The following is a 25,511-nucleotide window of genomic DNA, read 5'->3' as shown; positions in this document are numbered from 1 at the left end:
CTCCCCGCCAGCATCGGTGCCACCACCCCGGCCCACCCCAGGCCCTAACCACACCTCCCACTCCTACGCCGAAGCGGGGGGGGGGCCCCCCCCCCCCCCCCCCCCCAAAACCCCCCCCCCCCCCCCCCCCCCCCCCCCCCCCCCCCCCCGCGCCCCCCCGCCCCCCCCCCCCCGCGGGGGGGGCCCCCCCCCCGGGGGCCCCCCCCCGCTCCGGTTCGGACGGTCTCCGCCGCGACGGCATCTGTTCGGTATCAATTCGCCCAGGGCGTAGGGCAGACCCGGCGAAGAGGACGGAATCCCCGGCCCGGCAGAGTACCTTCGGATAGCGAGACCGATCGCCGTCGGGCGTCGACGGTCCACAGCACCAGGCCCCGGAACCCCTGCGGGGCCCCTGGCGAAGGGGAAGCACCTCGTGGCACGCATCGGAGACGGTGGCGACCTGCTCAAGTGCTCGTTCTGCGGCAAGTCGCAGAAGCAGGTGAAGAAGCTGATCGCCGGCCCAGGCGTGTACATCTGCGACGAGTGCATCGACCTGTGCAACGAGATCATCGAGGAGGAGCTCGCCGAGACCTCCGAGGTGCGCTTCGAGGAACTGCCGAAGCCGCGCGAGATCTACGAGTTCCTGGACCAGTACGTGGTCGGCCAGGACCTCGCCAAGAAGGCGCTGTCGGTGGCGGTCTACAACCACTACAAGCGCGTGCAGGCGGGCGAGGCGGGCCGCAGCGGCGGCAACGGCCGTGAGGACGCCATCGAGCTGGCGAAGTCCAACATCCTGCTGCTGGGCCCGACCGGCTCCGGCAAGACGCTGCTGGCGCAGACCCTGGCCCGGATGCTGAACGTGCCGTTCGCGATCGCGGACGCCACGGCGCTGACCGAGGCCGGGTACGTCGGCGAGGACGTCGAGAACATCCTGCTCAAGCTGATCCAGGCGGCCGACTACGACGTCAAGAAGGCCGAGACCGGGATCATCTACATCGACGAGATCGACAAGGTCGCGCGCAAGAGCGAGAACCCGTCGATCACCCGGGACGTCTCCGGCGAGGGCGTGCAGCAGGCGCTGCTGAAGATCCTGGAGGGCACCACCGCCTCGGTGCCGCCGCAGGGGGGCCGCAAGCACCCGCACCAGGAGTTCATCCAGATCGACACCACCAACGTGCTGTTCATCGTCGGCGGCGCGTTCGCCGGCCTGGAGCGGATCATCGAGGGCCGCGCGGGTGCCAAGGGCATCGGCTTCGGCGCCAACATCCGCTCGAAGCGGGAGTCGGACGCCAGCGACCACTTCCGCCAGGTGATGCCCGAGGACCTGGTGAAGTTCGGCATGATCCCGGAGTTCATCGGCCGGCTGCCGGTGATCACCAGCGTGCACAACCTGGACCGCGAGGCGCTGCTGCAGATCCTCACCGAGCCGCGCAACGCGCTGGTGAAGCAGTACCGCAAGCTGTTCGAACTGGACGGCGTGGAGCTGGAGTTCTCGCGGGACGCGCTGGAGGCGATCGCCGACCAGGCGATCCTGCGCGGCACCGGCGCGCGCGGGCTGCGGGCCATCATGGAGGAGGTGCTGATGTCCGTGATGTACGAGGTCCCCTCGCGTCAGGACGTCGCCCGCGTGGTGGTCACCGGGGACGTGGTCTCCAAGCACGCGATCCCGACCCTCGTCCCGCGCGACATGATCAAGCGCGAGCGCCGCGAGAAGAGCGCCTGACGCTCCCGGCCGAACGCGAGAGGGCCCCGCACCGATCCGGTGCGGGGCCCTCTCGCGTTCGGCGTCCGCCGCGCGGCGCCGGTTACTTCGGCACCTCGGAGACCGCGCGCAGGTCGCGGGTGTCGGCGGCGAGCTTGTCCAGGTCGGGCTGGCTGTTCTCGTCCTGGGGGACCTTCATCACCATGACGAGGCTGCTGCTGTCGGCCCAGGCGCAGATGCCCATCTTGGGGGTGTCGGTCTGGGTGATGTTGGCGCACTCCATGTTGCCGCCCTTGGGGCCGGCGTCCACGGTGTGGCGGTCGGTGACCGTCGAGCCCTTGGAGGAGACGCCGTCGAACGCCGCGTCCAGCTCCTTCTTCGGCATCAGGACCTTGCCGTAGGCGCCGGCCACGATCAGGTCCGGCTCGGAGGAGGAGTTCTGGTAGACGCCGGCGACGCCGGTGGGCTTCCAGTTGCCGTCGCCCTTGCCGAGGCTGTCCGTCATCGCCTTCTCCATGGCGGCGCTGACGGGGTTGTTGTCGTTGCGGGTGGTGTCCTTGAAGTTCGCCGGCAGGACGATCTTCTGGGTGCCCGCGTTGCTGGTGGCGTCGTAGACGAAGAACGCCAGCGCGCCGCCGCCGACCACGACGACCGCGGCGATGGTGCCGAGCGTGATCCACAGGCCCTTGCGGGACTTGCGCGGCGGCGGGACCGGCGCGTACGCGCCGCCGTAGCCGGGGTAGGCCTCCTGGCCGGGGGCGGGGTAGCCGGGCTGGGCCGGAACGCCGCCGTAACCGGGCGCGGCCGGCGGCGGGGTCGCCGGGTACCCCGGCTGCTGGGGCGCACCGTAGGGGTTCTGCTCGGACACGGGTGTCCCTTTCTGGGTGACGGGGTTACTTCGCGACCTTCATGGCATCGCGGATGGCCCGGGTCTTGTCCGCGGCCTGGGCGGCGGTGAGGCCCTGGCCGCCGGCGCTCTTGGAGAAGCTGACCCGGCCGTAGGTGGAGTTGTCGGCCCAGACACAGATCGTCGGGCCGGGCTTGCCGATCACGCTGGTGACGCCGCAGGCGAGCCGCCCGGAGGAGCTCTTGTCGTCGTTCGCCGGGAAGTCGGTGAGCGGGGTGGACCAGGTGACCGCGCTGGAGGAGTCCTTGCGCGACTGGTCGATCAGCTGGCCCGGGTCGTTGAGCTCGCCGTAGATGCCGGCCACCGAGATGAAGTCGAGCGCGTCGGAGCCCTTGTTGTAGCTGGCGCCGAGGGCGTGCAGGTCCTTGCCGAACTTCGCCGCCTCGGGCTTGCTCTGGTCGACCGGCTTCTCCTCGAAGGACTTCTGGGTGTACCCGTCCGGCAGCGACTGCGGGGCGGTGAGCTTGTACGCGCCGGCCTTGTCCCCGCCGAGGAGCTTCCAGGCGGCGAACCCGCCGCCGCCGAGCACCAGCGCGCCGATCACCAGGCCGGCGACCAGCCCGCCCCTGCCCTTGCGGGGCGGCTCGGGGTAGCCCGGGTAGCCGCCGTACGGGGGCTGCTGCGGCGGGGCGCCGTACGGCTGCTGGGGCGCGCCGTAGGGCTGCTGCGGATACCCGTACTGGGGCTGGGGCGCGCCGTAGGGCGGCTGCTGTGGCTGCTGCGGCTGCGGCGGGCCGTACGGGGGCTGTCCCCCGTACGGCGGCTGTCCCTGCGGGTACTGCTGGCCCTGGCCGTACATGTCTGTGCTCCCCCGCCGCCCCCGCGGCCTGTACCGGTGTGGTGCTGTGCCGGTGTGGTGATTGGCTCCGTACACTTCCCGACAATCGGACGAGTGCCGTGGAACGGTACCGCACGGTGCCGACCTCGGACCCCGTCGTACCAGCGTGGGAACCGTTCCGAAAGCGGTTCGTAACCCGCCCCCCCGGTTACGTAAACTGTGCGTCGTGACCGACACGACGAACCAGCGCCCCGAGAGCACCTCCGCCGGGGACGACGCGGCAACCCTTCCGACGACCTACACCCCCGCGGACGTAGAGGGCGAGCTGTACGAGCGCTGGGTAGAGCGTGGCTACTTCACCGCCGACGCCAGGAGTGACAAGCCGCCGTTCACCATCGTCATCCCGCCGCCGAACGTCACCGGCAGCCTGCACCTGGGCCACGCCTTCGAGCACACGCTGATCGACGCGCTGGTCCGCCGCAAGCGCATGCAGGGCTTCGAGGCCCTGTGGCAGCCCGGCATGGACCACGCCGGCATCGCCACCCAGAACGTGGTCGAGCGTGAGCTCGCCAAGGAGGGCAAGTCCCGCCACGACCTGGGTCGGGAGGCCTTCGTCGAGCGTGTCTGGAAGTGGAAGGCGGAGTCCGGCGGCCAGATCTCCGGCCAGATGCGTCGCCTGGGCGACGGCGTCGACTGGTCCCGCGAGCGCTTCACGATGGACGAGGGCCTGTCCCAGGCCGTCCAGACCATCTTCAAGAAGCTCTTCGACGACGAGCTGATCTATCGCGCCGAGCGCATCATCAACTGGTGCCCGCGCTGCCTGACCGCCATCTCGGACATCGAGGTGGAGTACCAGGACGACGACGGCGAGCTGGTCTCGATCCGCTACGGCGAGGGCGATGACTCGATCGTCGTCGCCACCACCCGGGCCGAGACGATGCTGGGCGACACCGCCGTGGCCGTCCACCCGGAGGACGAGCGGTACAAGCACCTGGTCGGCAAGACCATCAAGCTGCCGCTGACCGACCGCGAGATCCCGGTCGTCGCGGACGAGCACGTCGACCCGGAGTTCGGCACCGGCGCCGTCAAGGTGACGCCCGCGCACGACCCGAACGACTTCGAGATCGGCCAGCGCCACAACCTGCCGAACATCGCCGTCATGGACGAGCACGCCGTCATCACCGTGCACGGCCCCTTCCTCGGCCTGGACCGCCTGGAGGCCCGCTCGGCGATCGTCGCCGCGCTGCGCGCCGAGGGCCGGATCGTCGCCGAGAAGCGCCCGTACGTCCACTCGGTGGGCCACTGCTCGCGCTGCAAGACCACCATCGAGCCGCGGCTGTCCATGCAGTGGTGGGTCAAGGTCGGCCCGCTCGCCAAGGCCGCCGGTGACGCGGTCCGCGACGGCAAGGTCAAGATCCACCCGCAGGAGATGGAAAAGCGGTACTTCGACTGGGTCGACAACCTGCACGACTGGTGCATCTCGCGCCAGCTCTGGTGGGGCCACCGCATCCCGGTCTGGTACGGCCCGAACGGCGAGGTCGTCTGCGTCGGACCGGACGAGCAGCCGCCCACCGGCGAGGGCTGGCATCAGGACAGCGACGTCCTGGACACCTGGTTCTCCTCCGGCCTGTGGCCGTTCTCCACGCTCGGCTGGCCGGAACAGACCGAGAGCCTGGCGAAGTTCTACCCGAACTCCGTCCTGGTCACCGGCTACGACATCCTGTTCTTCTGGGTCGCCCGGATGATGATGTTCGGCCTCTACGCGATGGACGGCACCCCGCCGTTCCACACCATCGCGCTGCACGGCATGGTCCGTGACCAGAACGGCAAGAAGATGTCGAAGTCCTTCGGCAACGTGGTCAACCCGCTGGACTGGATGGACAAGTACGGCTCCGACGCGCTCCGCTTCACGCTGGCGCGCGGTGCCAACCCGGGCGTCGACGTCCCGATCGGCGAGGACTGGGTCCAGGCGGCCCGCAACTTCGCGAACAAGATCTGGAACGCCACCCGTTTCGCGCTGATGAACGGCGCCACCGTCGAGGGCCCGCTGCCCGCGCCGGAGGAGCTGACGGCGAGCGATCGCTGGATCCTGTCGCGCCTCAACAGCACCGTTGCCGAAGTGGACGCGCTGTACGAGGACTTCCAGTTCTCCAAGCTCTCCGAGGCGCTGTACCACTTCGCCTGGGACGAGGTGTTCGACTGGTACGTCGAGCTCTCCAAGACCACCTTGGGCAAGGGCGGCCCGCAGGCCGACGCCGCGCGCCGGGTGCTCGGCGAGGTCCTGGACGTCACCCTGCGCCTGCTGCACCCGATCGTGCCCTTCGTCACCGAGACGCTGTGGACCACGCTGACCGGTGCCGAGTCGCTGGTCATCGCCGACTGGCCGAAGGACAGCGGCTACCGCGACGGCGCGGCCGAGGCGGAGATCGCCACCCTGCAGCAGGTGGTCACCGAGGTCCGCCGGTTCCGCACGGACCAGGGCCTCAAGCCGGGCCAGCGCGTCCCCGCCGCCCTGGAGCTGGGCGGCACCGCGCTGGTCGCCCACGAGGACGCCATCCGCTCGCTGCTGCGGCTGACCGCCCCCGAGGAGGGCTTCACAGCCACCGCCTCCCTGCCGGTGGCCGGCGCCACCGTCTCGCTGGACCTCTCCGGCACCATCGACGTCCCGGCGGAGCGCAAGCGCCTCACCAAGGACCTCGCGGCCGCCGAGAAGGAGAAGGCCCAGACCGCCGCCAAGCTCGGCAACGAGGCCTTCCTGGCCAAGGCACCGGACGAGGTCGTCGCCAAGATCCGGGGCCGTCAGGAGGCCGCCGAGGCCGACATCGCCCGGATCACCGCCCAGCTCGCGGCGCTGCCGCAGGGCTGAGCCTTTCCGATCGCCCCCGAGGGGCCGTACTCCGCCGCGCGCGGGGTGCGGCCCCTCGGGCGTTTTTCGCGGGCGGTGTCCCGGTCGGCGGGCCGGCGCGGTTTCCGTGCGCCCAATTAGCTCAGAAACTTTGCTCCCTTCCGGCGAATATTCATCCTGGACCGGGTGAGGTCTTATTCCGAGCGAATTGATTCCGGTCTTGCCCGCGCGCGTTCGCGGAAGTTTGCAGGTCGGCTGTGTACGGTGTGCTCGGAGTTTCCGTGGAGGGATTTTCCGCGGAGCGATCTGCTGGGTGACGGACGGGAGGGCACGGCGTGGTGGTGACCGAGGAGTTGGTCGACGAACTGCCTGCCGAGGCGGTCGAGGAGGCCAAGGCCAGGGCGGCGACGCTGCTGCTCGCCTTCCGGCACGGGAACCAGCTCGCGTTCGACCACGAGCTGGACCTGCTGATCGCCGAGCACGCCGCGCGCGAGGTGACCACGCTGCTCACCTGGATCGCCGCGGAGGCCGTCCGCAAGGCGTACGCCCCCGAGGTCGGCGACCGGGTGCTGCGGGCGATGGCGCGGCGGGCCCCGGCCGACACCGGCGCGGTGGCGGTGGACGAGGAGACCGCCGACGCCGCCCGGCTGATCGAGGCGGTGGCGGCCGGCGAGGTGGCCGAGGTGCGCGGGCTGGTCGCGGCCACCGCCGACACCACCTTCCTGCTCGGCGGCCTGCTGCAGGGCGTCGCGATGATGCTCCCGCTGCTGCCGGAGGGCGAACTGGCCGAGATCACCGCGGAGTTGCGCCGCCGCGGCGGTGTCGTCGCGCAGGTGCCGGAGGCCCGGGCCGGGGTCTGACGGCGGCCCGGGCCCCGGTCGCCGTCACGGCATGGCGTGCAGGTGGCCGCCGATGGTGCCGGCGATCGGATTGCCGGCACCGGCGTCCCAGTTGGTGGACCAGGTCATCGCGCCGCCGATGCCCGGCCAGGTGGCGTCCGGCTTGTAGCTGCCGCAGTTGGTGCCGTTCGCCAGGCAGTCCAGCGCGTTGTTCACCACGCTCGGGCTGACGTACCCGCCGCCGGCCGCGCTGGTGGAGGCCGGCACCCCGAGGCCCACCTGGTCGGGCCGCAGCCCGCCCTTGAGCTGGATGCAGGCCAGCGCGGTGAGGAAGTTCTCGGTGCCCTGTGCGTAGACGTTGCCGTCGCAGCCGTTCATCGCGCCGGAGTTGTAGTACTGCATGTTGACGATGGTGAGGACGTCCTTCACGTTCAGCGCCAGCTTGAAGTACTCCATGCCGGTCGACTGCATGTCGATCGTCTGCGGCGCCATGGTGAGCACGAAGCCGCTGCCCGCCCGCGCCGCCAGCGCGTGCAGGGCCTGGGCCATGGAGGTGGAGCTGATCCCGTTCTCCAGGTCGATGTCGATCCCGTCGAAGCCGTAGGTCTGGATCAGTGACCAGGCGCTGTCGGTGAAGGCGGCGGCGGAGGCGGAGTCGCCCACCCACACCGTGCCGTTCTGCCCGCCGATGGAGAGCACGACCTTCTTCCCGGCGGCCTTCTTGGCCGCGATGTCGGCCTTGAACCGGGCGTCGGTGTATCCGCCGAGCCGGGCGGCGAGCTTCGGGTCGAGGGTGAAGCTCAGGCCGCCCCGGGTGGCGGTGGCGTCGGCGAAGGCGACCGCGATGATGTCGTACGCGGCGGGGACGTCGCTGATCCGCTGGACGGCGGCGCCGTTGTCGAAGTTCTGCCAGTAGCCGGTGAGCAGGTGCCTGGGCAGGCCGGGCGGTTTGGTCGGTGTCGAGGTGGCCGTCGCGGTCGGGCCGGGCGAGCCGGTGCCGGTGGCGGTCGGGGACGGGCTCGCCGAGGTGGCGGTCGGGCCGGGGGAGGGCGGGGTGCCGCCGGGGCCGAGCAGCGAGACGTCGTCGGCGAGGAAGGCCGGCTGCCCGTACCAGCCGTGCAGGTAGACGGTGATGCTGGTGGTGCTCGGGCCGGTGGTGAAGCCGGTGGTCAGCTGGGTCCAGCCGCCGGAGGGCGTCCAGGTGCTCGGGTCGCCGCCGCCGGTGCCGCGGGCGCCGAGGTAGACGTACGAGCCCTGCACCCAGGCGCTCAGGCGGTAGCTGGAGGAGGGCTGCACGGCGACGGTCTGGGTGCACTCGCCGGTGTCGCTGCCGCCCGGGGTGGACTGCAGGGCGTACGTGCCGGTGTGCGCGGTGGCGTTCTGGACGGTGCCGTTGGTGCAGGTCCAGTTGCTCAGGTCGCCGGTCTCGAAGCCGCCGTTGACGATCAGTTCGCCGTCTGCGGCGTGCGCGCCGGTGCCGGCGAGGGTGAGCCCGGCCAGGCCGATGGCGAGCGCGCTCGCCCCGGCCAGCAGGGAGCGGACGGCGCGCGGGCGCCGGTGTCGGGCAGGTGGCATGACTCCATCTCCAGTGGGGGAGGCCCGGCGGCGTCCGTGTGGGGGTGGAGCGCCGTCCGGGGTGTCGATGGTGCGCGTGCGGGAGCTACCGACAACACAAGTCCCTGTCGGGGAAGGGGACTTGCCTCACAAGGTGGAGTAGACCAATTCTGCTGTCAAGAGGGCGCCGGTGTCCGGCGGTCAGGCCGCCTGCGGCAACGCTCGGGCGGGCTCCGCGAGTTCGGCGGTCAGCGCGGCGATCCGGGCGGATGCCAGGCCGTCGCCGTACGGGCTCGGGGTGGCCGCGAGGCGGGCCAGCCGCTCGGGGGCGTCGGCCAGCCACGCGCGGGCGAGCGTGCCCAGCTCCTCGCCGGGCGGCACCAGCGCGGCGAAGCCGGCCGCCATCGCCTCGGGGCGCTCGGTGGAGCGGCGCACCACCAGCAGCGGGCGGCCGAGCACGGTGCACTCCTCCTGGACGCCGCCGGAGTCGGAGACCAGCAGGGCGGCGTGGCTCGCCAGGCCGAGGAAGTCGCCGTAGCCGACCGGCCCGGTGACGGCCAGGTGCGCCAACAGGCCGTCCAGGCCGAAGCGTTCGACGGCGGCCCGGGTGCGCGGGTGCATCGGGAACAGCACCGGGGTGCCGGCGCGGGCGATCCGGTCCAGCTCGGCGAGGACGGCGCCGAGCGCCTCGGCGGTGTCGGTGTTCTCCGGGCGGTGCACGGTGGCCAGCACGTACGCGTCGGGGCTCAGCCCGTGCGCGGCGAGCAGGGCGGCGCGGACGGCCGCGTCCGGCAGCCGGCGCCGGACCACCTCGACGACGGTGTTCCCGGTGAGGGCGATCCGCTCCTCCGCGAGCGCCTCGGCGCGCAGGTTGTCGACGTTGTCCCCGGTGGCGGCGCAGAGCAGGTCGGAGACGTGGTCGACCATGACGCGGTTGTGCTCCTCGGGCATCGCCCGGTCGTGGCTGCGCAGCCCGGCCTCGACGTGCACCAGCGGGATCTCCCGGGCGTTGGCGGCGAGCGCGCCGGCCAGGGTGGCGTTGGTGTCGCCCTGGACGACGACGGCGGCGGGGCGGTCCTCGGCGAAGGCGGCGTCGAGCTGGGCGAGGGACTGGGCGATCTGGCCGGCCCGGGGGCGGCCGCCGACGCCGGTGAGCAGTTCGGGCTCGGGCAGGTCGAGGTCGCGCAGGAAGGCGCCGGACATCGCCTCGTCCCAGTGCTGGCCGGTGTGCACCAGGCGGGTGGCGTCGCCGAGTTCGTGGATCAGCGGGGCGAGCTTGACCAGCTCGGGGCGGGTGCCGAGGACGACGGCGACGCTGGACGGGGGCAGGCACGTGCTCATGGGGAACTCCGGAGAGGCTCGTGGGGGAGGAAGCTCGGGGGAGGGGCTCAGGATTCGAGGGCGGTGGGGGCGCCCACGGCGACCTTCTCGGCGTTGCGCCGGGTCTTGGCCCAGCCGTTGCGGCCGAGCAGCATCCGGGCGGCGGCGCGGGTCGCGACCACGAAGAGGTGGTAGGCGTACAGCCAGACCAGGACGCCCCAGAGCAGCCCGGTGAGCCGGCTGCGGTCGGGGTGGACGAGCGTGCGGTAGGCGAAGCCCCAGAGCACCATCGGCAGCGCGGCCAGCACGAAGGCGAGCAGCATCCACGGCCCGTACCGGAGCTGGAAGTCGGCGGTCTCGGCGGGGAAGAGCACCAGCCCGGCGGTGGTGATGGCGAGCGAGAGCGGGACGAGCAGGACGAGCAGCACGCAGACCACCGGCTGCAGGAAGGTGTACATCACCTCGGCCTTGCCGGCCGGGGTGTAGTGCGGGGAGCGCAGCACCCGGCCGGTGTAGCGCAGGCACTGCATGTTGCCCTGGGCCCAGCGGGTGCGCTGGGTGAGGAAGCGGCGCACCGAGATCAGGCCCTCCTGGGAGACGTTGGTCTCGGTGACGTGGGTGAGCCGCCAGCCGGCCAGGCGCAGGTCGAGGCCGGACTCGTAGTCCTCCAGCAGGGCGCGCTCGGGCCAGGGGCGGCCGGCCCGGCCCTCCTCGGCGGTGAGCGAGTCGAGGGCGGTGAGCCGGACGAACTGGCCGTTGCCGCCGAGGCCGACGCTGCCGGTGCGGCGGCGCAGCAGCTGCATGCCGGCGTTGTTGGCCTGGAACTCGACGTCCTGCATCCGGACGAGGGCGCGGGCGAGGGCGTTGGCGGCGCGGCCGCGGCCGGGCAGCGGGAGCTCGTCGTCGGCGTTGCGCATCCGGACGCCGATCTGGACGGCGCCGGTGTCCTCGCGGCCGAGGGCCTTGGGGTTGCAGACCTGGCCGAGGGTGCCGGGTTCGAGCTGCCCGTCGGCGTCGACGACGCCGATCACCACGCGGGAGCGGTCGGTGCCCTCGGGCAGCCGGGCGGAGATCTCGCGGTAGGCGGCGTTGAGGGCGGCGCCCTTGCCGATCCGGGCGTGCGGGCGGCGGCGCTGGACGAGGTGGACGCGCGGGTCGCGCCCGGCGGCGGCGAGGACGAGGTCGCGGGTGGCGTCCTCGCTGTCGTCGTCGATGACCCACAGGTGGGCCTCGGGGGCGGCGGCGCGCAGGCCGTCGAGGGTCTGGGTGACCACGGCCTCCTCGTCGCGGCAGGGGATGACCAGGTGCCACTGGAAGGCGGCGGGGTCGCCGGGCTCGGCGGGCGCGTTGTGCCGGTACGCGTGCCGGGAGCCGGCCCAGTAGACGAGGAATCGGCCGAAGACGAAGGCCATGTAGCCGACGAGGGCGACGGAGATCAGTGAGGCGAACCGGACCACCATGTCCTGGCGGAGCACGATCCAGTCGTGCAGGGCGTCGGGCATGGCGCAGTTCTCCTCATGATCAAAGGTTTGCGGCTCCTTGTGGTTGCGAATCGATGCTTCGTTGCGGTTCAAACTCGCAGGATCGATAGTAGAGGGAGAAATGTCCGAACATCGGGCAAAGTGCGGGCAAAGTGGTCGGTCTCACCCCGGCCCCACCCCGGCCTCACCCCGTGAGGACAAGCCGCCGACCCTCCGTAGACTGTGGTCGTGAGCGACAAGGCCGACCCGAACCCGTACACCCTTCGCCCCGCGGACGGCTCCGCCGGCGACGCCCTGCGCGACGTCGAGGTGGAACTCTCCAAGCGCTGGCCGGAGAACAAGCTGGAGCCCTCGCTCGACCGGATCGAGGCGCTGATGGACATCCTGGGCCAGCCCCAGCGGTCCTTCCCGTCCATCCACATCACCGGCACCAACGGCAAGACCTCCACCGCCCGGATGATCGAGCAGCTGCTCAACACCTTCGAGCTGCGCACCGGCCGCTACACCAGCCCGCACGTGGAGTCCGTCACCGAGCGGATCAGCCTGGACGGCGCGCCGATCGCCCCGGAGCGCTTCGTCGAGGTCTACCGCGACATCGAGCCGTACGTGCAGATGGTCGACGCGGCGCAGCCGGTGCCGATGTCCTTCTTCGAGGTGCTCACCGGCATGGCCTACGCCGCCTTCGCCGACGCGCCGGTGGACGTCGCCGTGGTCGAGGTCGGCATGGGCGGCTCCTGGGACGCCACCAACGTCATCGACGCCGCCGTCTCGGTGATCACCCCGATCGGCCTGGACCACACCGACAAGCTCGGCGACACCACCGGCGAGATCGCGGTCGAGAAGTCCGGGATCATCAAGTCCGGTGCGGTCGCCGTCGTCGCCCAGCAGCAGCTGGACGCCGCCCAGGTCATCCTGCGCCGGGCCGTCGAGGTCGACGCCACCGTCGCCCGCGAGGGCATGGAGTTCGGCGTGATCCGCCGCGAGCTCGCGGTCGGCGGCCAGCTGGTGACGCTGCGCGGGCTCGGCGGCGAGGAGTACGAGGACGTCTTCATCCCGCTGCACGGTGAGTACCAGGCACACAACGCGGCCCTCGCGCTCGCCGCCGTCGAGGCCTTCTTCGGCGTCGGCGGCGCCCGCGGCGGGCAGCTCGACGTCGACAAGATCCGCCAGGGCTTCTCCGGCGTCTCCTCGCCGGGCCGCCTGGAGGTCGTCCGCCGCAGCCCCACCATCGTCCTGGACGCCGCGCACAACCCGCACGGCGCCCGCGCCACCGTCGCCGCGCTCGGCGAGTCCTTCGGCTTCACCCGGCTGGTCGGCGTGATCGGCACCTCCGGCGACAAGGACGTGGCCGGCGTGCTGGAGGCCTTCGAGCCGATCCTGGCCGAGGTCGTCATCACCCAGAACTCCACCCACCGCGCGATGGACGTCGACGCGCTCGCCGCGCTGGCCGTCGACATCTTCGGCGAGGACCGGGTGCAGGTCGAGCCGCGGCTCGACGACGCCATCGCGGCCGCCGTCACCCTGGCCGAGGAGGAGGGCGACCTCGGCGGTGCCGGGGTGCTGGTCACCGGTTCGGTCATCACGGTGGGCGAGGCCCGCCTGCTGCTCGGGAGGAAGTGACATGAGGACGCTCTGCTCCTCGACGCTGATCGGCGAAGCGCTGCTGATCATGTTCGCGGCGCTGGTCGCGATGCGGCTCTCCGACGTGTCCACCGGCACGATCTGGCTGGTCAGCGGCATCGCGATGGCCCTGTGCATCGCGCTGTGCGGCATGATCAACCGCCCCGGCGCGGTGCCGCTCGGCTGGGCGCTGCAGATCGGCCTGATCGCGAGCGGCTTCGTCCTGCCGACCATGTTCGCGCTCGGCGTGGTCTTCGCCGGCCTGTGGTGGTGCTCGGTGCACTACGGCCGCAAGGTCGACGAGTTCAAGGCGGCCCGCGCCGCCGCCGAGGCCGCGTACGCCGCCGCGCGCGCGTAGAGGTCCAGACCGGCAAGCCGACACGCCGTGCACGCAAGGTAACCTCTGCCGTGTCGGCTGCCGCCCGCCGGCCCGACCGCCCGCATGACCCGATCCCCAGGAGACGCACCGTGTCCCAGCGCACTCTCGTCCTGCTCAAGCCCGACGCCGTCCGCCGCGGTCTGGCCGGCGAGATCATCAGCCGCATCGAGCGCAAGGCCGGCTGGCAGCTGGCCGCCGTCGAGCTGCGCACCTTCGACCGGGAGATCCTGGAGCAGCACTACGCCGAGCACGTCGGCCGCCCGTTCTACGAGCCGCTGCTGGAGTTCATGACCTCCGGCCCGTCGATCGCGCTGATCGTCGAGGGCGAGGAGGTCGTGAAGGGCGTCCGCATGCTCGCCGGGGCCACCAACCCGCTGGAGGCCGGCGCCGGCACCATCCGCGGCGACTACGCGACGATCACCCGCGAGAACCTGATCCACGCCTCCGACTCCCCGGAGTCCGCCGAGCGCGAGATCAAGATCTTCTTCCCGGCGCACGCCTGAGCCGCGGCCCCGGGCGACACGCCCGGGTGCCCTTCGGCATGCCCCGGTCGGGACCATTGGCCCGGCCGGGGCATTCTTATCGTGAAATAAGCAACCGCGGGCGCCGACACGGCGTCCCAATGCTCGGAGAAGCGATCACGCTCCGGACAATGGACGGTATGCCCCACCTCGCCGTCCGTACCGCACGGCGTGACTACGATGGACGCGACTCGAGGGCCCGGTACCGCAGCTCAACTGGTCTCCGGCCAAGCGTGGGCGCACGCATTCGTCCACCCTCCAAGAACTCCGAGCCCGGGAAGGCACCCACACCCCATGGCGAGCAACCTGTCGTTCATCGGCCGCGACTTGGCGATCGACCTCGGAACTGCCAACACGCTGGTGTACGTCAGGGGCAAGGGGATCGTCCTCAACGAGCCGTCGGTCGTCGCGGTCAACACCAACACCGGCGGCATCCTCGCGGTCGGCGCCGAGGCCAAGAAGATGATCGGCCGCACCCCCGGCAACATCGTCGCCATCCGCCCGCTCAAGGACGGCGTGATCGCCGACTTCGAGATCACCGAGCGGATGCTGCGCTACTTCATCCTCAAGATCCACCGCCGCCGCTACCTCGCCCGCCCGCGCGTCGTGGTCTGCGTGCCCTCCGGCATCACCGGCGTCGAGCGCCGCGCCGTCATCGAGGCCTCCTCGCAGGCCGGCGCCCGCCAGGTGCACATCATCGAGGAGCCGATGGCCGCCGCCATCGGCGCCGGCCTGCCCGTCCACGAGGCCACCGGCAACATGGTCGTCGACATCGGCGGCGGCACCACCGAGGTCGCCGTCATCTCCCTCGGCGGCATCGTCACCGCCCAGTCCATCCGGGTGGCCGGCGACGAGCTGGACAACGCCATCGTCCAGCACATCAAGAAGGAGTACTCGCTCCTCCTGGGCGAGCGCAGCGCCGAGCAGATCAAGATGAGCATCGGCAGCGCCTACGGCCTGGAGGGCGAGAAGGACGAGCACGCCGAGATCCGCGGCCGCGACCTCGTCAGCGGCCTGCCCAAGACCGTCGTCATCTCCGCCGCCGAGGTCCGCGAGGCCATCGACGAGCCGGTCAACTCGATCATCGACGCGGTCAAGACCACCCTCGACCAGTGCCCGCCCGAGCTCGCCGGCGACGTCATGGACCGCGGCATCGTCCTCACCGGCGGCGGCGCCCTGCTGCGCGGCCTGGACGAGCGGCTGCGGCGCGAGACCGGCATGCCGATCCACATCGCCGAGAACCCGCTCGACTCCGTCGCGCTCGGCTCCGGCAAGTGCGTCGAGGAGTTCGAGGCGCTCCAGCAGGTACTCGACGCCTCGCCGCGGCGTTAGCACCACGACGACACCCGACACCGACTCAACTGAACGGGCCGCCGCCCGGGTCCCACAGCCCCGGGCGGCCGCCAGGTACGAAGGGGCAGCACCAGCACCGTGAGGGACACACGAGAGAGCCGGCTGCTGCTGATCCTGCTGGTGGCCGTCGCCTTCGCGCTCATCACCGTGGACATCAAGGGCGGTGAGGACTCCCCGCTCGGCGGCGCCCGGCGCACCGCCGCGAGCCTCCTCGGCCCCGTCGAGCGCGGCGCCGCCACCGTCGTCGACCCGGTCGCGAACACCGTCCGGGCCTTCCGCGACGCCGCCACCGACAGCGGCCGCAGCGACCAGCTCGCCCGCGAGAACACCGAGCTGCGGCAGAAACTCGCCTCCTCCGACATGGCCGCCGGCCGCACCAAGCAGCTCGACGACCTGCTGCGCACCGCGGGCGCCGGCGGCTACACCATCAAGGCCGCCCAGGTCATCGCGATCGGCCCGGCCCAGGGCTTCTCCTGGACCATCACCATCGACGCCGGCAGCGACGACGGCCTCACCCGCGACATGACGGTCATCAACGGCCAGGGCCTGGTCGGCCGGATCACCACCGTCGCCCCGACCACCGCCACCGTGCTGCTCGCCTCCGACCCCGGCTTCTCGGCCGGCACCCGGCTGGAGGGCAGCGGCGAGATCGGCTTCGCCTCCGGCGGCGGCGACAGCCCGATGAAGGTCTCCCTGCTCAACGGCAAGGCCCAGGTCAAGGCCGGCGACCGGCTGGTCACCTTCGGCTCGCAGAGCGGTCGCCCGTTCGTGCCCGGCGTCCCGGTCGGCAAGGTCGTCGAGGTCCAGGCCAACGCCGGACAGCTCACCAAGACCGTCCTGGTCGAGCCCTTCGTCCAGTTCACCCGGCTCGACCTGGTCGGCGTCGTGGTCGTGCCGCCGCGCGCCGACCCGCGCGACGCCGTCCTGCCGCCCGCCCCCGGGCAGCCGCAGGCCCCGGCCGCGCCCGCCCAGCCGCAGGCCACCGCGCCCGCCGCCCCGCCCGCCAAGCCCACTGGGGGGAACTGAGCCATGCGCCTCGCCCGCATCCCCGTCTCCGCCGTGCTGATCCTGCTCGGCCTGATCCTCCAGGTCAGCGTCTTCGGCCGGCTCCAGCTCCCGGGAGCCACCCCGGACATACTGCTGCTCGTCGTGGTCGGCCTGGCCATGGTCTACGGGCCGACCGGCGGCTGCCTGGTCGGCTTCGCCGCCGGCCTGCTCGCCGACCTCGCCCCGCCCTCCGACCACGCGATCGGCCGCTACGCCCTGGTGCTCTGCCTGATGGGCTACGCGGCCGGACTGCTGCGCCCCGAGCACGGCCGCCAGCGCTCCGTCTCCAGCGCGCTGCTGGTCGTCGGCGCCGCCGCGATCGCCTCCACCCTGCTGTACGCGATGGTCGGCGCCCTGGTCGGCGACACCGCCGCCCGGCACGTCGGCCTCGGCGGCCTGGTGATCAGCGCCCTGCTGTACGACCTGCTGCTGGCCCCGTTCGTGGTGCCGCTGGTGATGCTGCTCGGCCGCCGCTTCGGCCGCGACCCGGTGGCCGCCGCCAGCGGCGACGACGACGCCGGCGGCCCGGGCCTGGGCTCGCTGGCCCGCTACCGCACCACCCGTGACGTGTCGACCGGCCCGACGTACAAGAAGCGGCGCGTGCCCGGTTTCGCCCGCCGCCCGTGACCCGCCGGGCCCCCGACCTGACGACCTCCCCGCACCCAGGAGCGCACGAGACGTGAGCAACATCCCCGAGACCGGCCGTACCCGGCGGGTGACGATCCGTCTGGTGGTGCTGCAGATCCTCGTGCTGTCGCTGCTCGCCACCCTCGGCGGACGGCTGTGGTACCTGCAGATCCGCAACGCCAGCGTCTACACCGCCAAGGCGACCGGCAACCACATCCGCGAGGTGGTCGAACCGGCCGTCCGCGGCGAGATCCTGGACGCCTCCGGGCGCATCCTGGCCGGCAACGAGACCCGGCTGGTGGTGTCCGTCAGCCGCACCTCGCTGATGCAGCAGAAGGACGGCGGCAAGGCGGTGCTCGGCCGGCTGGCCGGCGTGCTCGGGATTCCCGCCAAGGACGTGCAGGAGAAGGTCCGGCTCTGCGACGCCAAGACCCAACAGCCCTGCTGGAACGGTTCGCCGTACCAGCCGATCCCGGTCACCAAGGAGGCGACCACCCAGCAGGCGATGCAGATAATGGAGCGCCGCGAGGACTTCCCCGGAGTCACCGCGCAGCCCACCGCCGTGCGCCGCTACACCGGCGCCGAGGGCGCCAACCTCGCCCAGGTGCTCGGCTACCTCTCGCCCGTCACCGACGAGGAGGTCAGCAAGACCGCCGACAAGAAGGGCCTCGACCGCTACCTGCCGGCCGACCAGATCGGCCGGGCCGGCCTGGAGTCGGTGTACGACCGCGACCTGCGCGGCACCGCCGGCATCACCCAGCTGGAGGTCGACAACCTCGGCCGGGTGATCGGCACCGCCGGCACCGTCGCCCCGCAGACCGGCGACAACCTGGTCACCAGCATCGACGCCCGGGTGCAGAAGGTCGTCGAGGACAATCTGGCGCAGGCCATGAACGACGCCCGGAACACCTTCGACAAGGTCACCAACCGCAACTACGAGGCCGACTCCGGCGCCGCCGTCGTGATGGACGTGCACACCGGCCGGATCGTCGCGATGGCCAGCGCGCCGACCTACGACCCCAACCTCTGGGTCGGCGGCATCAGCGGCAAGGACTACCAGTCGCTGACCAGCAAGGACTCCAACTTCCCGCTGCTGAACCGCGCCATACAGGGTCAGTCCGCCCCCGGCTCGACCTTCAAGGTCATCTCCACCACCGCCGCCGTGCAGGCCGGCTACTCGCTGGACGGCCACTACGACTGCCCGAAGAGCATGACCATCGGCGGCCGCGAGTTCAAGAACTTCGAGAGCGAGAACTTCGGCGCGATCTCCCTGGAGAAGGCGCTGGAGGTCTCCTGCGACACCGTCTTCTACGGCCTGGCGTACGACCAGTGGATGAAGGACGGCGGCATCAAGCCGAAGAAGGACCCGGGCGACTGGTTCTTCAAGACCGCCCACCAGTTCGGCCTCGGCGCCAAGACCGGCATCGACCTGCCGGCCGAGGTCCCGGGCCGGGTGCCCGACCGGCAGTGGAAGCAGTCCTTCTACGACAACAACAAGGACGCCTGGTGCGCGCAGGCACAGAAGGGTGGCACCAGCTTCTCCGACCAGATCGCCCGCGAGAACTGCGTCGACGGCTACCAGATGCGCGCCGGTGACGCCGTCAACTTCGCGATCGGCCAGGGCGACACGCTCGTCACCCCGGTCCAGATGGCCCGGATCTACTCGGCGCTCGCCAACGGCGGCACCTTCTACCGGCCGACCATCGCCAAGGCCGTGATAAGCCCGAGCGGCCAGCTCGTGCGCGACATCGCCCCGCACGAGGACGCCAAGTTCCCCGGCGACCAGAAGCTGCTCAGCTACATCGACCAGGCCACCGCCGGCGTCATCACCAGCGGCACCGCCGCCTGGAAGTTCGCCGGGGCGGGCTGGCCGCAGGGCAAGATCGAGCTGCACGCCAAGACCGGCACCGCCGAGGTCGAGGGCAAGCAGACCACCTCCTGGCTGACCACGTACAGCAAGGACTACGCCGTCGTCATGACGATCAGCCAGGGCGGCACCGGCTCCGGCGGCTCCGGCGACGCCATCCGGCGGATCTACCAGTCGCTGTACGGCGTGGACGACAAGGGCAACGTCGACAACGGCAAGGCGCTGCTGCCCGCGCCGCAGACCGAGCTGCCCAAGTTCAACCCGGACGGCACCGCGATCATCAAGCCGGTCTCCTACCCCGGCACCGCGCCTGCCGCCGGTGCCGAGCAGGCGCCCGGCACCCTGCTGGCGCCGGTGACCGCGGGCGCCCAGCCGCTGACGTTCCTCGACCCGGCGCAGCCCACCGGCACCCCGGTGCCGTACGCCGCCGCCGACACCGCGCTGGAACCGACCCGAAGCACCGGAAGGGGGCGGGCATGACCTCCTACGGCTCCTACCGGCAGCTGCGGCTGACCCCGCAGCGCACCGGCGTCTCCAAGGCCCTGGCCAAGGACTCCCCGCTGTGGCGGCTCGACTGGATACTGCTGCTGGCCGGGCTCGCGCTCTCGCTGTGCGGCTCGCTGCTGGTCTGGTCGGCCACCCGCGGGCGCGACAACCTCACCCACGGGGACCCGCAGTACTTCCTGTACCGGCACCTGACCAACTTCGTCATCGGCCTGGTGCTGTGCGCCGTGGTGATAGCGATAGGGGCCCGGCGCACCCGCACCCTGGTGCCCTTCGTCTACGTCGCCGTGATCCTCATGCTGCTCGCGACGCTCAGCCCGCTCGGCTCGACCGTCAACGGCGCGCACTCGTGGATCCAGCTCGGCGGCGGCTTCTCGATCCAGCCCGCCGAGTTCGCCAAGCTCGGGATCCTGCTGGCGATGGCGGTCGTACTGTCCGACCAGGTGGACGCGGGGGAGCGGGAGTTCCCCTCGCACCGGGCCGTGTTCCGGGGCCTGTTCTGGGCCTGCCTGCCGATGGGCCTGGTCCTGCTGATGCCCGACGCCGGCTCGACCATGGTGATGTCGGCGATCGTGCTGGGCATCCTGCTCGGCTCCGGCGCGGCCAACCGCTGGGTGCTCGGCCTGCTCGCGGTCGGCGTCGGCGGCAGCATCGCGGTGTGGAAGCTCGGGCTGCTGAGCAAGTACCAGATCGACCGCTTCGCGGCCTTCGCCAACCCGCAGCTCGACCCCAACGGCGTCGGCTACAACACGGCGCAGGCCCGGATCGCGATCGGCTCGGGCGGGCTGACCGGCAAGGGGCTGTTCCACGGCACCCAGACCATAGGGCAGTTCGTGCCGGAGCAGCAGACCGACTTCGTGTTCACCGTGGCGGGCGAGGAGCTGGGCTTCGTCGGGGCGCTGGCGATCATCGCGCTGGTCGGCGTGATCCTCTGGCGGGCCTGCCGGATCGCCCGGCAGGCGACCGACCTGTACGGCACGATCGTGGCGGCCGGGATCATCGCCTGGTTCTCCTTCCAGGCGTTCGAGAACATCGGGATGTGCCTGGGCATCATGCCGGTGGCGGGCATCCCGCTGCCGTTCGTCTCGTACGGCGGGTCGTCGATGTTCGCGGTGTGGATCGCGATCGGATTGTTGCAGGCGGTGCGCAGCCAGCGGCCGATAGCGGCCTGAGCGGTCTCCGTGGCCTGAGCGAGGGCCGGTCCGGGGTGTCCCGGGCCGGCCCTCGCCGTCGCTCCCGGGCCCTCAGAGCAGCAGGTCGGCCGTGCTCAGCACCGCGCGGGTCTGGTGGGCCAGTTGCTCCTGCACGGGCACCCAGCGGGCGCCGAAGCGGTGGCGCAGCTGGTCCAGGCTGTCCGCGACCACGGCGCGGGCGCGCTCCCGGGCGGCCTGGGCGCCCGGGCCGCGGGCGCCCGCGAGCAGGCGCAGCAGCAGCGAGGCCACCCGCAGCGGGAGCCGGGCCGCGACCAGCCCGGCGGTGGTGACCCGGGCCACGGTGAGCGGCTGCACGTGCCAGCGCTCCAGCCACTCGTCGGCCATCCCGGGGCCCACCGCGAGGTTGAACTCGGCGGTGCGCAGCAGCGGCGCGTGCTCGTCCCGGGCCCGGGACGGGATGTACGGGAGCAGCGCGGCCAGTTCCTCGGCGCGGGCCTTGAGGGCCCGGGCGGCGGCACCGACCGCCTGGTCGGCGGCCGGGTGGGGGCGGGCGTCGCCGACCGCGTCGACGGCCCACATCGGGACCTCCAGTACGGCGGTGACCGCGCCGTACCGGGCGGCGTAGGACCAGGTGGACAGCTCGGGCTCGTCCGGCAGCGCCTGCGGGCCGCTGCCGGGGGCGGGCATCAGGTAGGTGCCGGGGGCGGGGCTGGGCCAGCCGATCGCGTCGTAGCAGTCCAGGTCCAGCGGCAGGCCGGCCCGCTCGGCGGAGCGGGCGAGGCGTTCGGACAGGCCGGGGACGGGGCCGGTGAGCTGGACGAAGGCGCCGCCGAAGTCGACCCCGTGCAGCGAGCACTGCAGGAACGGGCGCAGCTCGTCGATCAGGTCGGTCAGCGCCCGGCTCTCCGGCATCGGCGGGCGGCCGGAATCGGGGGCGGGCAGGAGTTCGGGCTGCTCCTCGAAGGAGGGGCGGAAGAAGTGCTCGTAGTGGCGGCCCATGGTGAGCGGGCCGTCGAGCCAGCCGGCGCCGAGCGCGGCGCCGTCCGGGTCCAGGCAGAGCAGCAGGTGCCAGGACAGGCCGGGGCGGGCGGGCCGTTCGAGCAGTACCTCGGCCAGCCGCAGGGCGCCGGCGGTGCCGATCGGCTCGTTGGGGTGCGGGCCGCCGACCACCAGCGCGGCGCGCGGGCCGCGGTCGACGGAGAGCAGCAGCAGCGGACGGCCGGCCCGGGAGCGGCCCACCTCGCGCAGCCGGCAGCGGTCCGGGTGGCGCAGGGCGAGCCGCCGGGCGGCGGCCTCGGCCTGCGCCTGCGTGGGGTAGCGGGCCGGCCGGGTGTCGAGGGTCCGCAGCGGGCGGATCCGCCGACCGGTGTCGGTCATGGTTCTCCTTGCGCGGGGCGCACGGCCGCCGGGTGGCGGTGGGCACCGGGGGACGGGGGCACGGCCGGTGCGGGGGACGGGTCTGCACCGGGGACGGGCGGTACCGGGGACGGGGTGCGGGGAGACGGCCGGCACCGGGGGACGGGTGGTACCGGGGTTGCGGGGACGGCGTGCCGGGACTACCGGCGCGGGCCCGAGCGTACGACTCAACTCGGGTGTCCGGAAGGGGCGCAGAGTTGTCTGACGGGGCCCTGCCAGGACGGTGGCGGCGCTCCCGGCGCGCCGGCGGCGGTCGGCGGCCCGCCCGGTGGGGTCGCACGGCGGGCACACCCCGGGCGCAGCGCGGGCACGCCCCGGGCGCCCGGGCCCGACGGGCCGTTCCCCGGATTGGGCTACCCTTGAGGGTCACCCCTCCCGTGCCGACTCGCGGCACCGAATCACGTCGTAAGGGTTCCTAGTACATGACTGTCGAATCGGTCTTCCCACGCCTGGAGGCCCTCCTCCCGCACGTCCAGAAGCCGATCCAGTACGTCGGCGGCGAGCTCAACTCGACCGTCAAGGACTGGGACGCCTGCGACGTCCGCTGGGCGTTGATGTACCCCGACGCCTACGAGGTCGGCCTGCCCAACCAGGGCGTCATGATCCTCTACGAGGTGCTGAACGAGCGCGAGGGCGTGCTGGCCGAGCGCACCTACAGCGTCTGGCCGGACCTCGAGGCGCTGATGCGCGAGCACGGCGTCCCGCAGTTCACCGTCGACGCCCACCGCCCGGTGAAGGCCTTCGACGTGTTCGGCCTGTCGTTCTCCACCGAGCTCGGCTACACCAACATGCTCACCGCGCTCGACCTGGCCGGCATCCCGCTGGAGGCCAAGGACCGCACCGACGAGGACCCGATCGTCCTCGCCGGCGGCCACGCCGCCTTCAACCCGGAGCCGATCGCGGACTTCATCGACTGCGCGGTGATCGGCGACGGCGAGCAGGCCGTCCTCGACATCACGGAGATCATCCGGGCCTGGAAGGCCGAGGGCCGCGCGGGCGGGCGCGACGAGCTGCTGCTGCGCCTGGCCCGGACCGGCGGGGTGTACGTCCCGAAGTTCTACGACGTCGAGTACCTGGCCGACGGCCGGATCGGCCGCGTCGTGCCGAACGCCCCCGGCGTGCCGTGGCGGGTGTCCAAGCACACCGTCATGGACCTCGACGAGTGGCCGTACCCGAAGCAGCCGCTCGTCCCGCTCGCCGAGACCGTGCACGAGCGGATGTCCGTCGAGATCTTCCGCGGCTGCACCCGCGGCTGCCGCTTCTGCCAGGCCGGCATGATCACGCGCCCCGTGCGGGAGCGAAGCATCACCGGCATCGGCGAGATGGTCGAGCGCGGGCTCAAGGCGACCGGCTTCGAGGAGGTCGGCCTGCTGTCGCTGTCCAGCGCCGACCACACCGAGATCGGCGACATCGCCAAGGGTCTGGCCGACCGCTACACCGAGGACAAGATCGGCCTGTCGCTGCCGTCGACCCGCGTCGACGCGTTCAACATCGACCTCGCCAACGAGCTGTCCCGCAACGGGCGCCGCTCGGGCCTCACCTTCGCCCCCGAGGGCGGCAGCGAGCGCATGCGCAAGGTGATCAACAAGATGGTGTCGGAGGAGGACCTGATCCGCACCGTCGCCACCGCCTACGGCAACGGCTGGCGCCAGGTGAAGCTGTACTTCATGTGTGGCCTGCCCACCGAGACCGACGAGGACGTGCTCCAGATCGGCGAGATGGCGAAGAACGTCATCCAGAAGGGCCGCGAGGTCACGGGCCAGAACGACATCCGCTGCACCGTCTCCATCGGCGGGTTCGTGCCCAAGCCGCACACCCCGTTCCAGTGGGCCCCGCAGCTGTCCGCCGAGGCCACCGACGCCCGCCTCGCCAAGCTGCGCGACTCCATCCGCGGCGACCGCAAGTACGGCAAGAACATCGGCTACCGCTACCACGACGGCAAGCCCGGCATCATCGAGGGCCTGCTCTCCCGCGGTGACCGCCGCGTCGGCGCGATCATCCGCGCCGTCTACGACGACGGCGGCCGCTTCGACGGCTGGCGCGAGCACTTCTCCTACGACCGCTGGATGGCCTGCGCCGAGAAGGGCCTGGCCGGCACCGGCGTCGACGTCGACTGGTACACCACCCGCGAGCGCGGCTACGAGGAGGTGCTGCCCTGGGACCACCTGGACAGCGGCCTCGACAAGGACTGGCTGTGGGAGGACTGGCAGGACGCCCTGGAGGAGGTCGAGGTCGACGACTGCCGCTGGACGCCGTGCTTCGACTGCGGCGTGTGCCCCCAGATGCAGACGTCCATCCAGATCGGGCCCACGGGCAAGAAGATGCTGCCGTTGACGGTCGTCAACAAGTAGCGAGCGTCACATCCTTCGGCCCCCGTCCGGTGCGTTCCGGGCGGGGGCCGTTGTCGGGTGGGGGCGAGGGGGCGGGCGGGGCGCGTACCCTTGCAGGTGACAGAGTCCGGGCAGTGGCGGGAATGGGCCACGCCGGACGGGGACCACTGATTAAGGACTGAGCGACCCTGGCACGCCGTACGCCCGACGGTCCGCCGCCCGCGCCGACGGTGCAGCGGATTCGCCTCCGCTACACCAAGCGCGGTCGGCTGCGCTTCACCAGCCACCGCGACTTCCAGCGCGCCTTCGAGCGCGCCCTGCGCCGGTCCGCCGTTCCGATGGCCTATTCGGCCGGGTTCACGCCGCACCCGAAGGTCTCGTACGCCAACGCCGCCCCGACCGGGGTGGCGAGTGAGGCGGAGTACCTGGAGATCGGCCTGGCCGCGCACCGTGACCCGGAGGCGCTGCGGGCGCAGCTGGACGAGTCGCTGCCGAAGGGCCTGGACGTCATCGACGCGGTCGAGGTCCGGACGCCGAACTTCGTGGAGCGCCTGGAGGCCTCCGAGTGGCTGGTCCGGCTTGACGGGGTCGAGGAGGACGAGGCGGCCCGCGCGGTCGCGGTGTTCCTGGCCGAGGAGCGGGTCGAGGTCGAACGCCTCACCAAGAACGGCCTGCGGGTCTTCGACGCGCGCGGTGCCGTGGCGGCGCTGCAGGTCGTCCCGCCGCAGGTCGGCGACGGTGCGCAGGCGGGTGCCGGGACGGGGCGCGATGTTCGGACCGGCCGTCCCTGTGCGATACTGCGCCTGGTAGTACGACACGCCACACCCGCCGTACGACCCGACGACGTATTGTCCGGTCTCCGTGCGACGGCCGACCTGGCGCCGCCGGTCCCCGCAGAGGTGACCAGGCTGGCGCAGGGGCCGCTCGACGAGGGGGCCGGCACGGTGACCGACCCGCTGGCGCTCGACCGCGCCGCGGCCCCGACCGGCTCGGAGCCGGCTGCCGGGCCGCGCGCTACCGCGTCCGCCTAGCGGGCGGGGGCCGGGTCCAGTGACTCACTGGGCCCGAAGGTCCTCCAGGTTCCCGCGGCTCCCCAGGGGAGCGAGCGTCGTCGCAGCACAGGCCGGCCACTCGGGGCCGCCGACCAGGACGGTCGGCGAGCCCGGGCGCCCCGTCCGGGAGCCACCCGGGACCGGGGACGGCGCAGCTTGCGAAAACCTCAGAAGACTGGTCAGACCAGAAGACTTTCGACACCCCGCCTAAGCGCGGGGCGCCGAGCGAGACTACG

The 25,511-nt window shown here is 72.1% G+C and carries 19 protein-coding genes; 13 read left to right on the top strand and 6 right to left on the bottom strand.

From position 1 onward, the window contains the following. Positions 1-412: 412 nt before the first annotated feature. On the top strand, positions 413-1,702 hold the full coding sequence (gene clpX / locus ACPC54_RS30295) for an ATP-dependent Clp protease ATP-binding subunit ClpX (protein ID WP_045696864.1): 1,290 nt from the start codon (positions 413-415) through the stop codon (positions 1,700-1,702). 82 nt (positions 1,703-1,784) lie between these two features. Here clpX and ACPC54_RS30290 read toward each other — a convergent pair whose 3' ends face one another. Both ACPC54_RS30290 and ACPC54_RS30285 read right to left on the bottom strand, forming a co-directional pair. Continuing rightward, complete coding sequence (locus ACPC54_RS30290; RefSeq protein ID WP_498969339.1) at positions 1,785-2,549, bottom strand: hypothetical protein; 765 nt, start codon at positions 2,547-2,549, stop codon at positions 1,785-1,787. 25 nt (positions 2,550-2,574) lie between these two features. Continuing rightward, on the bottom strand, positions 2,575-3,387 hold the full coding sequence (locus tag ACPC54_RS30285; protein WP_498969337.1) for a hypothetical protein: 813 nt from the start codon (positions 3,385-3,387) through the stop codon (positions 2,575-2,577). 205 nt (positions 3,388-3,592) lie between these two features. Here ACPC54_RS30285 and ACPC54_RS30280 point away from each other — a divergent pair, with 205 nt between their 5' ends. Then, on the top strand, positions 3,593-6,232 hold the full coding sequence (locus tag ACPC54_RS30280; protein WP_498969335.1) for a valine--tRNA ligase: 2,640 nt from the start codon (positions 3,593-3,595) through the stop codon (positions 6,230-6,232). Between the two features lie 314 nt (positions 6,233-6,546). After that, complete coding sequence (locus ACPC54_RS30275) at positions 6,547-7,071, top strand: hypothetical protein (RefSeq protein WP_498969333.1); 525 nt, start codon at positions 6,547-6,549, stop codon at positions 7,069-7,071. A gap of 24 nt (positions 7,072-7,095) precedes the next feature. Here ACPC54_RS30275 and ACPC54_RS30270 read toward each other — a convergent pair whose 3' ends face one another. The 3 genes from ACPC54_RS30270 to ACPC54_RS30260 form a co-directional block, all read right to left on the bottom strand. Further along, the gene (locus ACPC54_RS30270) at positions 7,096-8,625 is read right to left on the bottom strand and encodes a chitinase (protein ID WP_498969332.1); all 1,530 of its coding nucleotides are present in this window, start codon (positions 8,623-8,625) and stop codon (positions 7,096-7,098) included. A gap of 180 nt (positions 8,626-8,805) precedes the next feature. Next, a complete protein-coding gene (gene wecB, locus ACPC54_RS30265) occupies positions 8,806-9,945 on the bottom strand; it encodes a non-hydrolyzing UDP-N-acetylglucosamine 2-epimerase (RefSeq protein ID WP_498969330.1) in 1,140 nt (379 codons plus the stop codon). A 47-nt stretch (positions 9,946-9,992) separates the two neighbouring features. Beyond that, the gene (locus ACPC54_RS30260; protein ID WP_498969344.1) at positions 9,993-11,336 is read right to left on the bottom strand and encodes an XrtP-associated glycosyltransferase; all 1,344 of its coding nucleotides are present in this window, start codon (positions 11,334-11,336) and stop codon (positions 9,993-9,995) included. A gap of 297 nt (positions 11,337-11,633) precedes the next feature. On the opposite strand from ACPC54_RS30260, the gene folC reads away from it, so the two are divergent. The 8 genes from folC to rodA all read left to right on the top strand — a co-directional run bounded on the left by folC (position 11,634) and on the right by rodA (position 20,495). Beyond that, entirely contained in the window at positions 11,634-13,025 is a 1,392-nt protein-coding gene (gene folC, locus ACPC54_RS30255) for a bifunctional tetrahydrofolate synthase/dihydrofolate synthase (RefSeq protein WP_498969329.1), read from the top strand. Position 13,026: 1 nt separating this feature from the next. Then, complete coding sequence (locus ACPC54_RS30250) at positions 13,027-13,383, top strand: DUF4233 domain-containing protein (protein WP_498969328.1); 357 nt, start codon at positions 13,027-13,029, stop codon at positions 13,381-13,383. A gap of 110 nt (positions 13,384-13,493) precedes the next feature. Continuing rightward, positions 13,494-13,907 (top strand): nucleoside-diphosphate kinase, encoded by a 414-nt coding sequence (gene ndk, locus ACPC54_RS30245; RefSeq protein ID WP_498969327.1) that lies wholly within the window; start codon positions 13,494-13,496, stop codon positions 13,905-13,907. Positions 13,908-14,231: 324 nt separating this feature from the next. Then, positions 14,232-15,257 carry a rod shape-determining protein gene (locus ACPC54_RS30240; RefSeq protein WP_045696920.1) on the top strand — a complete coding sequence of 342 codons (1,026 nt, stop codon included), beginning with the start codon at positions 14,232-14,234 and terminating at the stop codon, positions 15,255-15,257. A gap of 99 nt (positions 15,258-15,356) precedes the next feature. Continuing rightward, positions 15,357-16,304, top strand: a complete 948-nt coding sequence (gene mreC, locus ACPC54_RS30235) for a rod shape-determining protein MreC (protein ID WP_498969326.1) — start codon at positions 15,357-15,359, stop codon at positions 16,302-16,304. A 3-nt stretch (positions 16,305-16,307) separates the two neighbouring features. Then, positions 16,308-16,952: a rod shape-determining protein MreD gene (gene mreD, locus ACPC54_RS30230; protein ID WP_498969325.1), complete on the top strand. Its 645-nt coding sequence runs from the start codon at positions 16,308-16,310 to the stop codon at positions 16,950-16,952. A 52-nt stretch (positions 16,953-17,004) separates the two neighbouring features. Further along, positions 17,005-19,299, top strand: a complete 2,295-nt coding sequence (gene mrdA, locus ACPC54_RS30225; RefSeq protein WP_498969324.1) for a penicillin-binding protein 2 — start codon at positions 17,005-17,007, stop codon at positions 19,297-19,299. Continuing rightward, a complete protein-coding gene (rodA, locus tag ACPC54_RS30220; protein WP_498969323.1) occupies positions 19,296-20,495 on the top strand; it encodes a rod shape-determining protein RodA in 1,200 nt (399 codons plus the stop codon). Before mrdA ends, rodA begins: the two co-directional genes overlap by 4 nt. 72 nt (positions 20,496-20,567) lie before the next feature. Here the strand turns inward: rodA and ACPC54_RS30215 are convergent, their stop codons facing one another. After that, on the bottom strand, positions 20,568-21,854 hold the full coding sequence (locus ACPC54_RS30215; protein WP_498969322.1) for a M14 family zinc carboxypeptidase: 1,287 nt from the start codon (positions 21,852-21,854) through the stop codon (positions 20,568-20,570). Between the two features lie 461 nt (positions 21,855-22,315). Here ACPC54_RS30215 and ACPC54_RS30210 point away from each other — a divergent pair, with 461 nt between their 5' ends. Together ACPC54_RS30210 and ACPC54_RS30205 are read left to right on the top strand one after the other, a co-directional pair. Next, a complete protein-coding gene (locus tag ACPC54_RS30210; RefSeq protein WP_498969321.1) occupies positions 22,316-24,244 on the top strand; it encodes a TIGR03960 family B12-binding radical SAM protein in 1,929 nt (642 codons plus the stop codon). Between the two features lie 209 nt (positions 24,245-24,453). Further along, the gene (locus tag ACPC54_RS30205) at positions 24,454-25,254 is read left to right on the top strand and encodes a TIGR03936 family radical SAM-associated protein (RefSeq protein ID WP_498969320.1); all 801 of its coding nucleotides are present in this window, start codon (positions 24,454-24,456) and stop codon (positions 25,252-25,254) included. Positions 25,255-25,511: the final 257 nt, after the last annotated feature.

The organism is Kitasatospora sp. NPDC094028 (assembly GCF_049543595.1).
In the GTDB taxonomy this organism is placed as follows: domain Bacteria; phylum Actinomycetota; class Actinomycetes; order Streptomycetales; family Streptomycetaceae; genus Kitasatospora.
The sequence above is the reverse complement of the archived record's forward strand: the minus strand, read 5'-3'. Positions and strand labels throughout refer to the sequence as shown.

What these genes read in the sequence shown, in the direction of transcription:
- ACPC54_RS30260 (WP_498969344.1), bottom strand. Translation starts at nt 11,336, where the DNA reads ATGGCCTTCGTCTTCGGCCGATTCCTCGTCTACTGGGCCGGCTCCCGG.
- rodA (WP_498969323.1), top strand. Translation starts at nt 19,296, where the DNA reads ATGACCTCCTACGGCTCCTACCGGCAGCTGCGGCTGACCCCGCAGCGC.
- ACPC54_RS30210 (WP_498969321.1), top strand. Translation starts at nt 22,316, where the DNA reads ATGACTGTCGAATCGGTCTTCCCACGCCTGGAGGCCCTCCTCCCGCAC.
- mreD (WP_498969325.1), top strand. Translation starts at nt 16,308, where the DNA reads ATGCGCCTCGCCCGCATCCCCGTCTCCGCCGTGCTGATCCTGCTCGGC.
- ACPC54_RS30215 (WP_498969322.1), bottom strand. Translation starts at nt 21,854, where the DNA reads ATGACCGACACCGGTCGGCGGATCCGCCCGCTGCGGACCCTCGACACC.
- ACPC54_RS30270 (WP_498969332.1), bottom strand. Translation starts at nt 8,625, where the DNA reads ATGCCACCTGCCCGACACCGGCGCCCGCGCGCCGTCCGCTCCCTGCTG.
- ACPC54_RS30250 (WP_498969328.1), top strand. Translation starts at nt 13,027, where the DNA reads ATGAGGACGCTCTGCTCCTCGACGCTGATCGGCGAAGCGCTGCTGATC.
- wecB (WP_498969330.1), bottom strand. Translation starts at nt 9,945, where the DNA reads ATGAGCACGTGCCTGCCCCCGTCCAGCGTCGCCGTCGTCCTCGGCACC.
- ACPC54_RS30285 (WP_498969337.1), bottom strand. Translation starts at nt 3,387, where the DNA reads ATGTACGGCCAGGGCCAGCAGTACCCGCAGGGACAGCCGCCGTACGGG.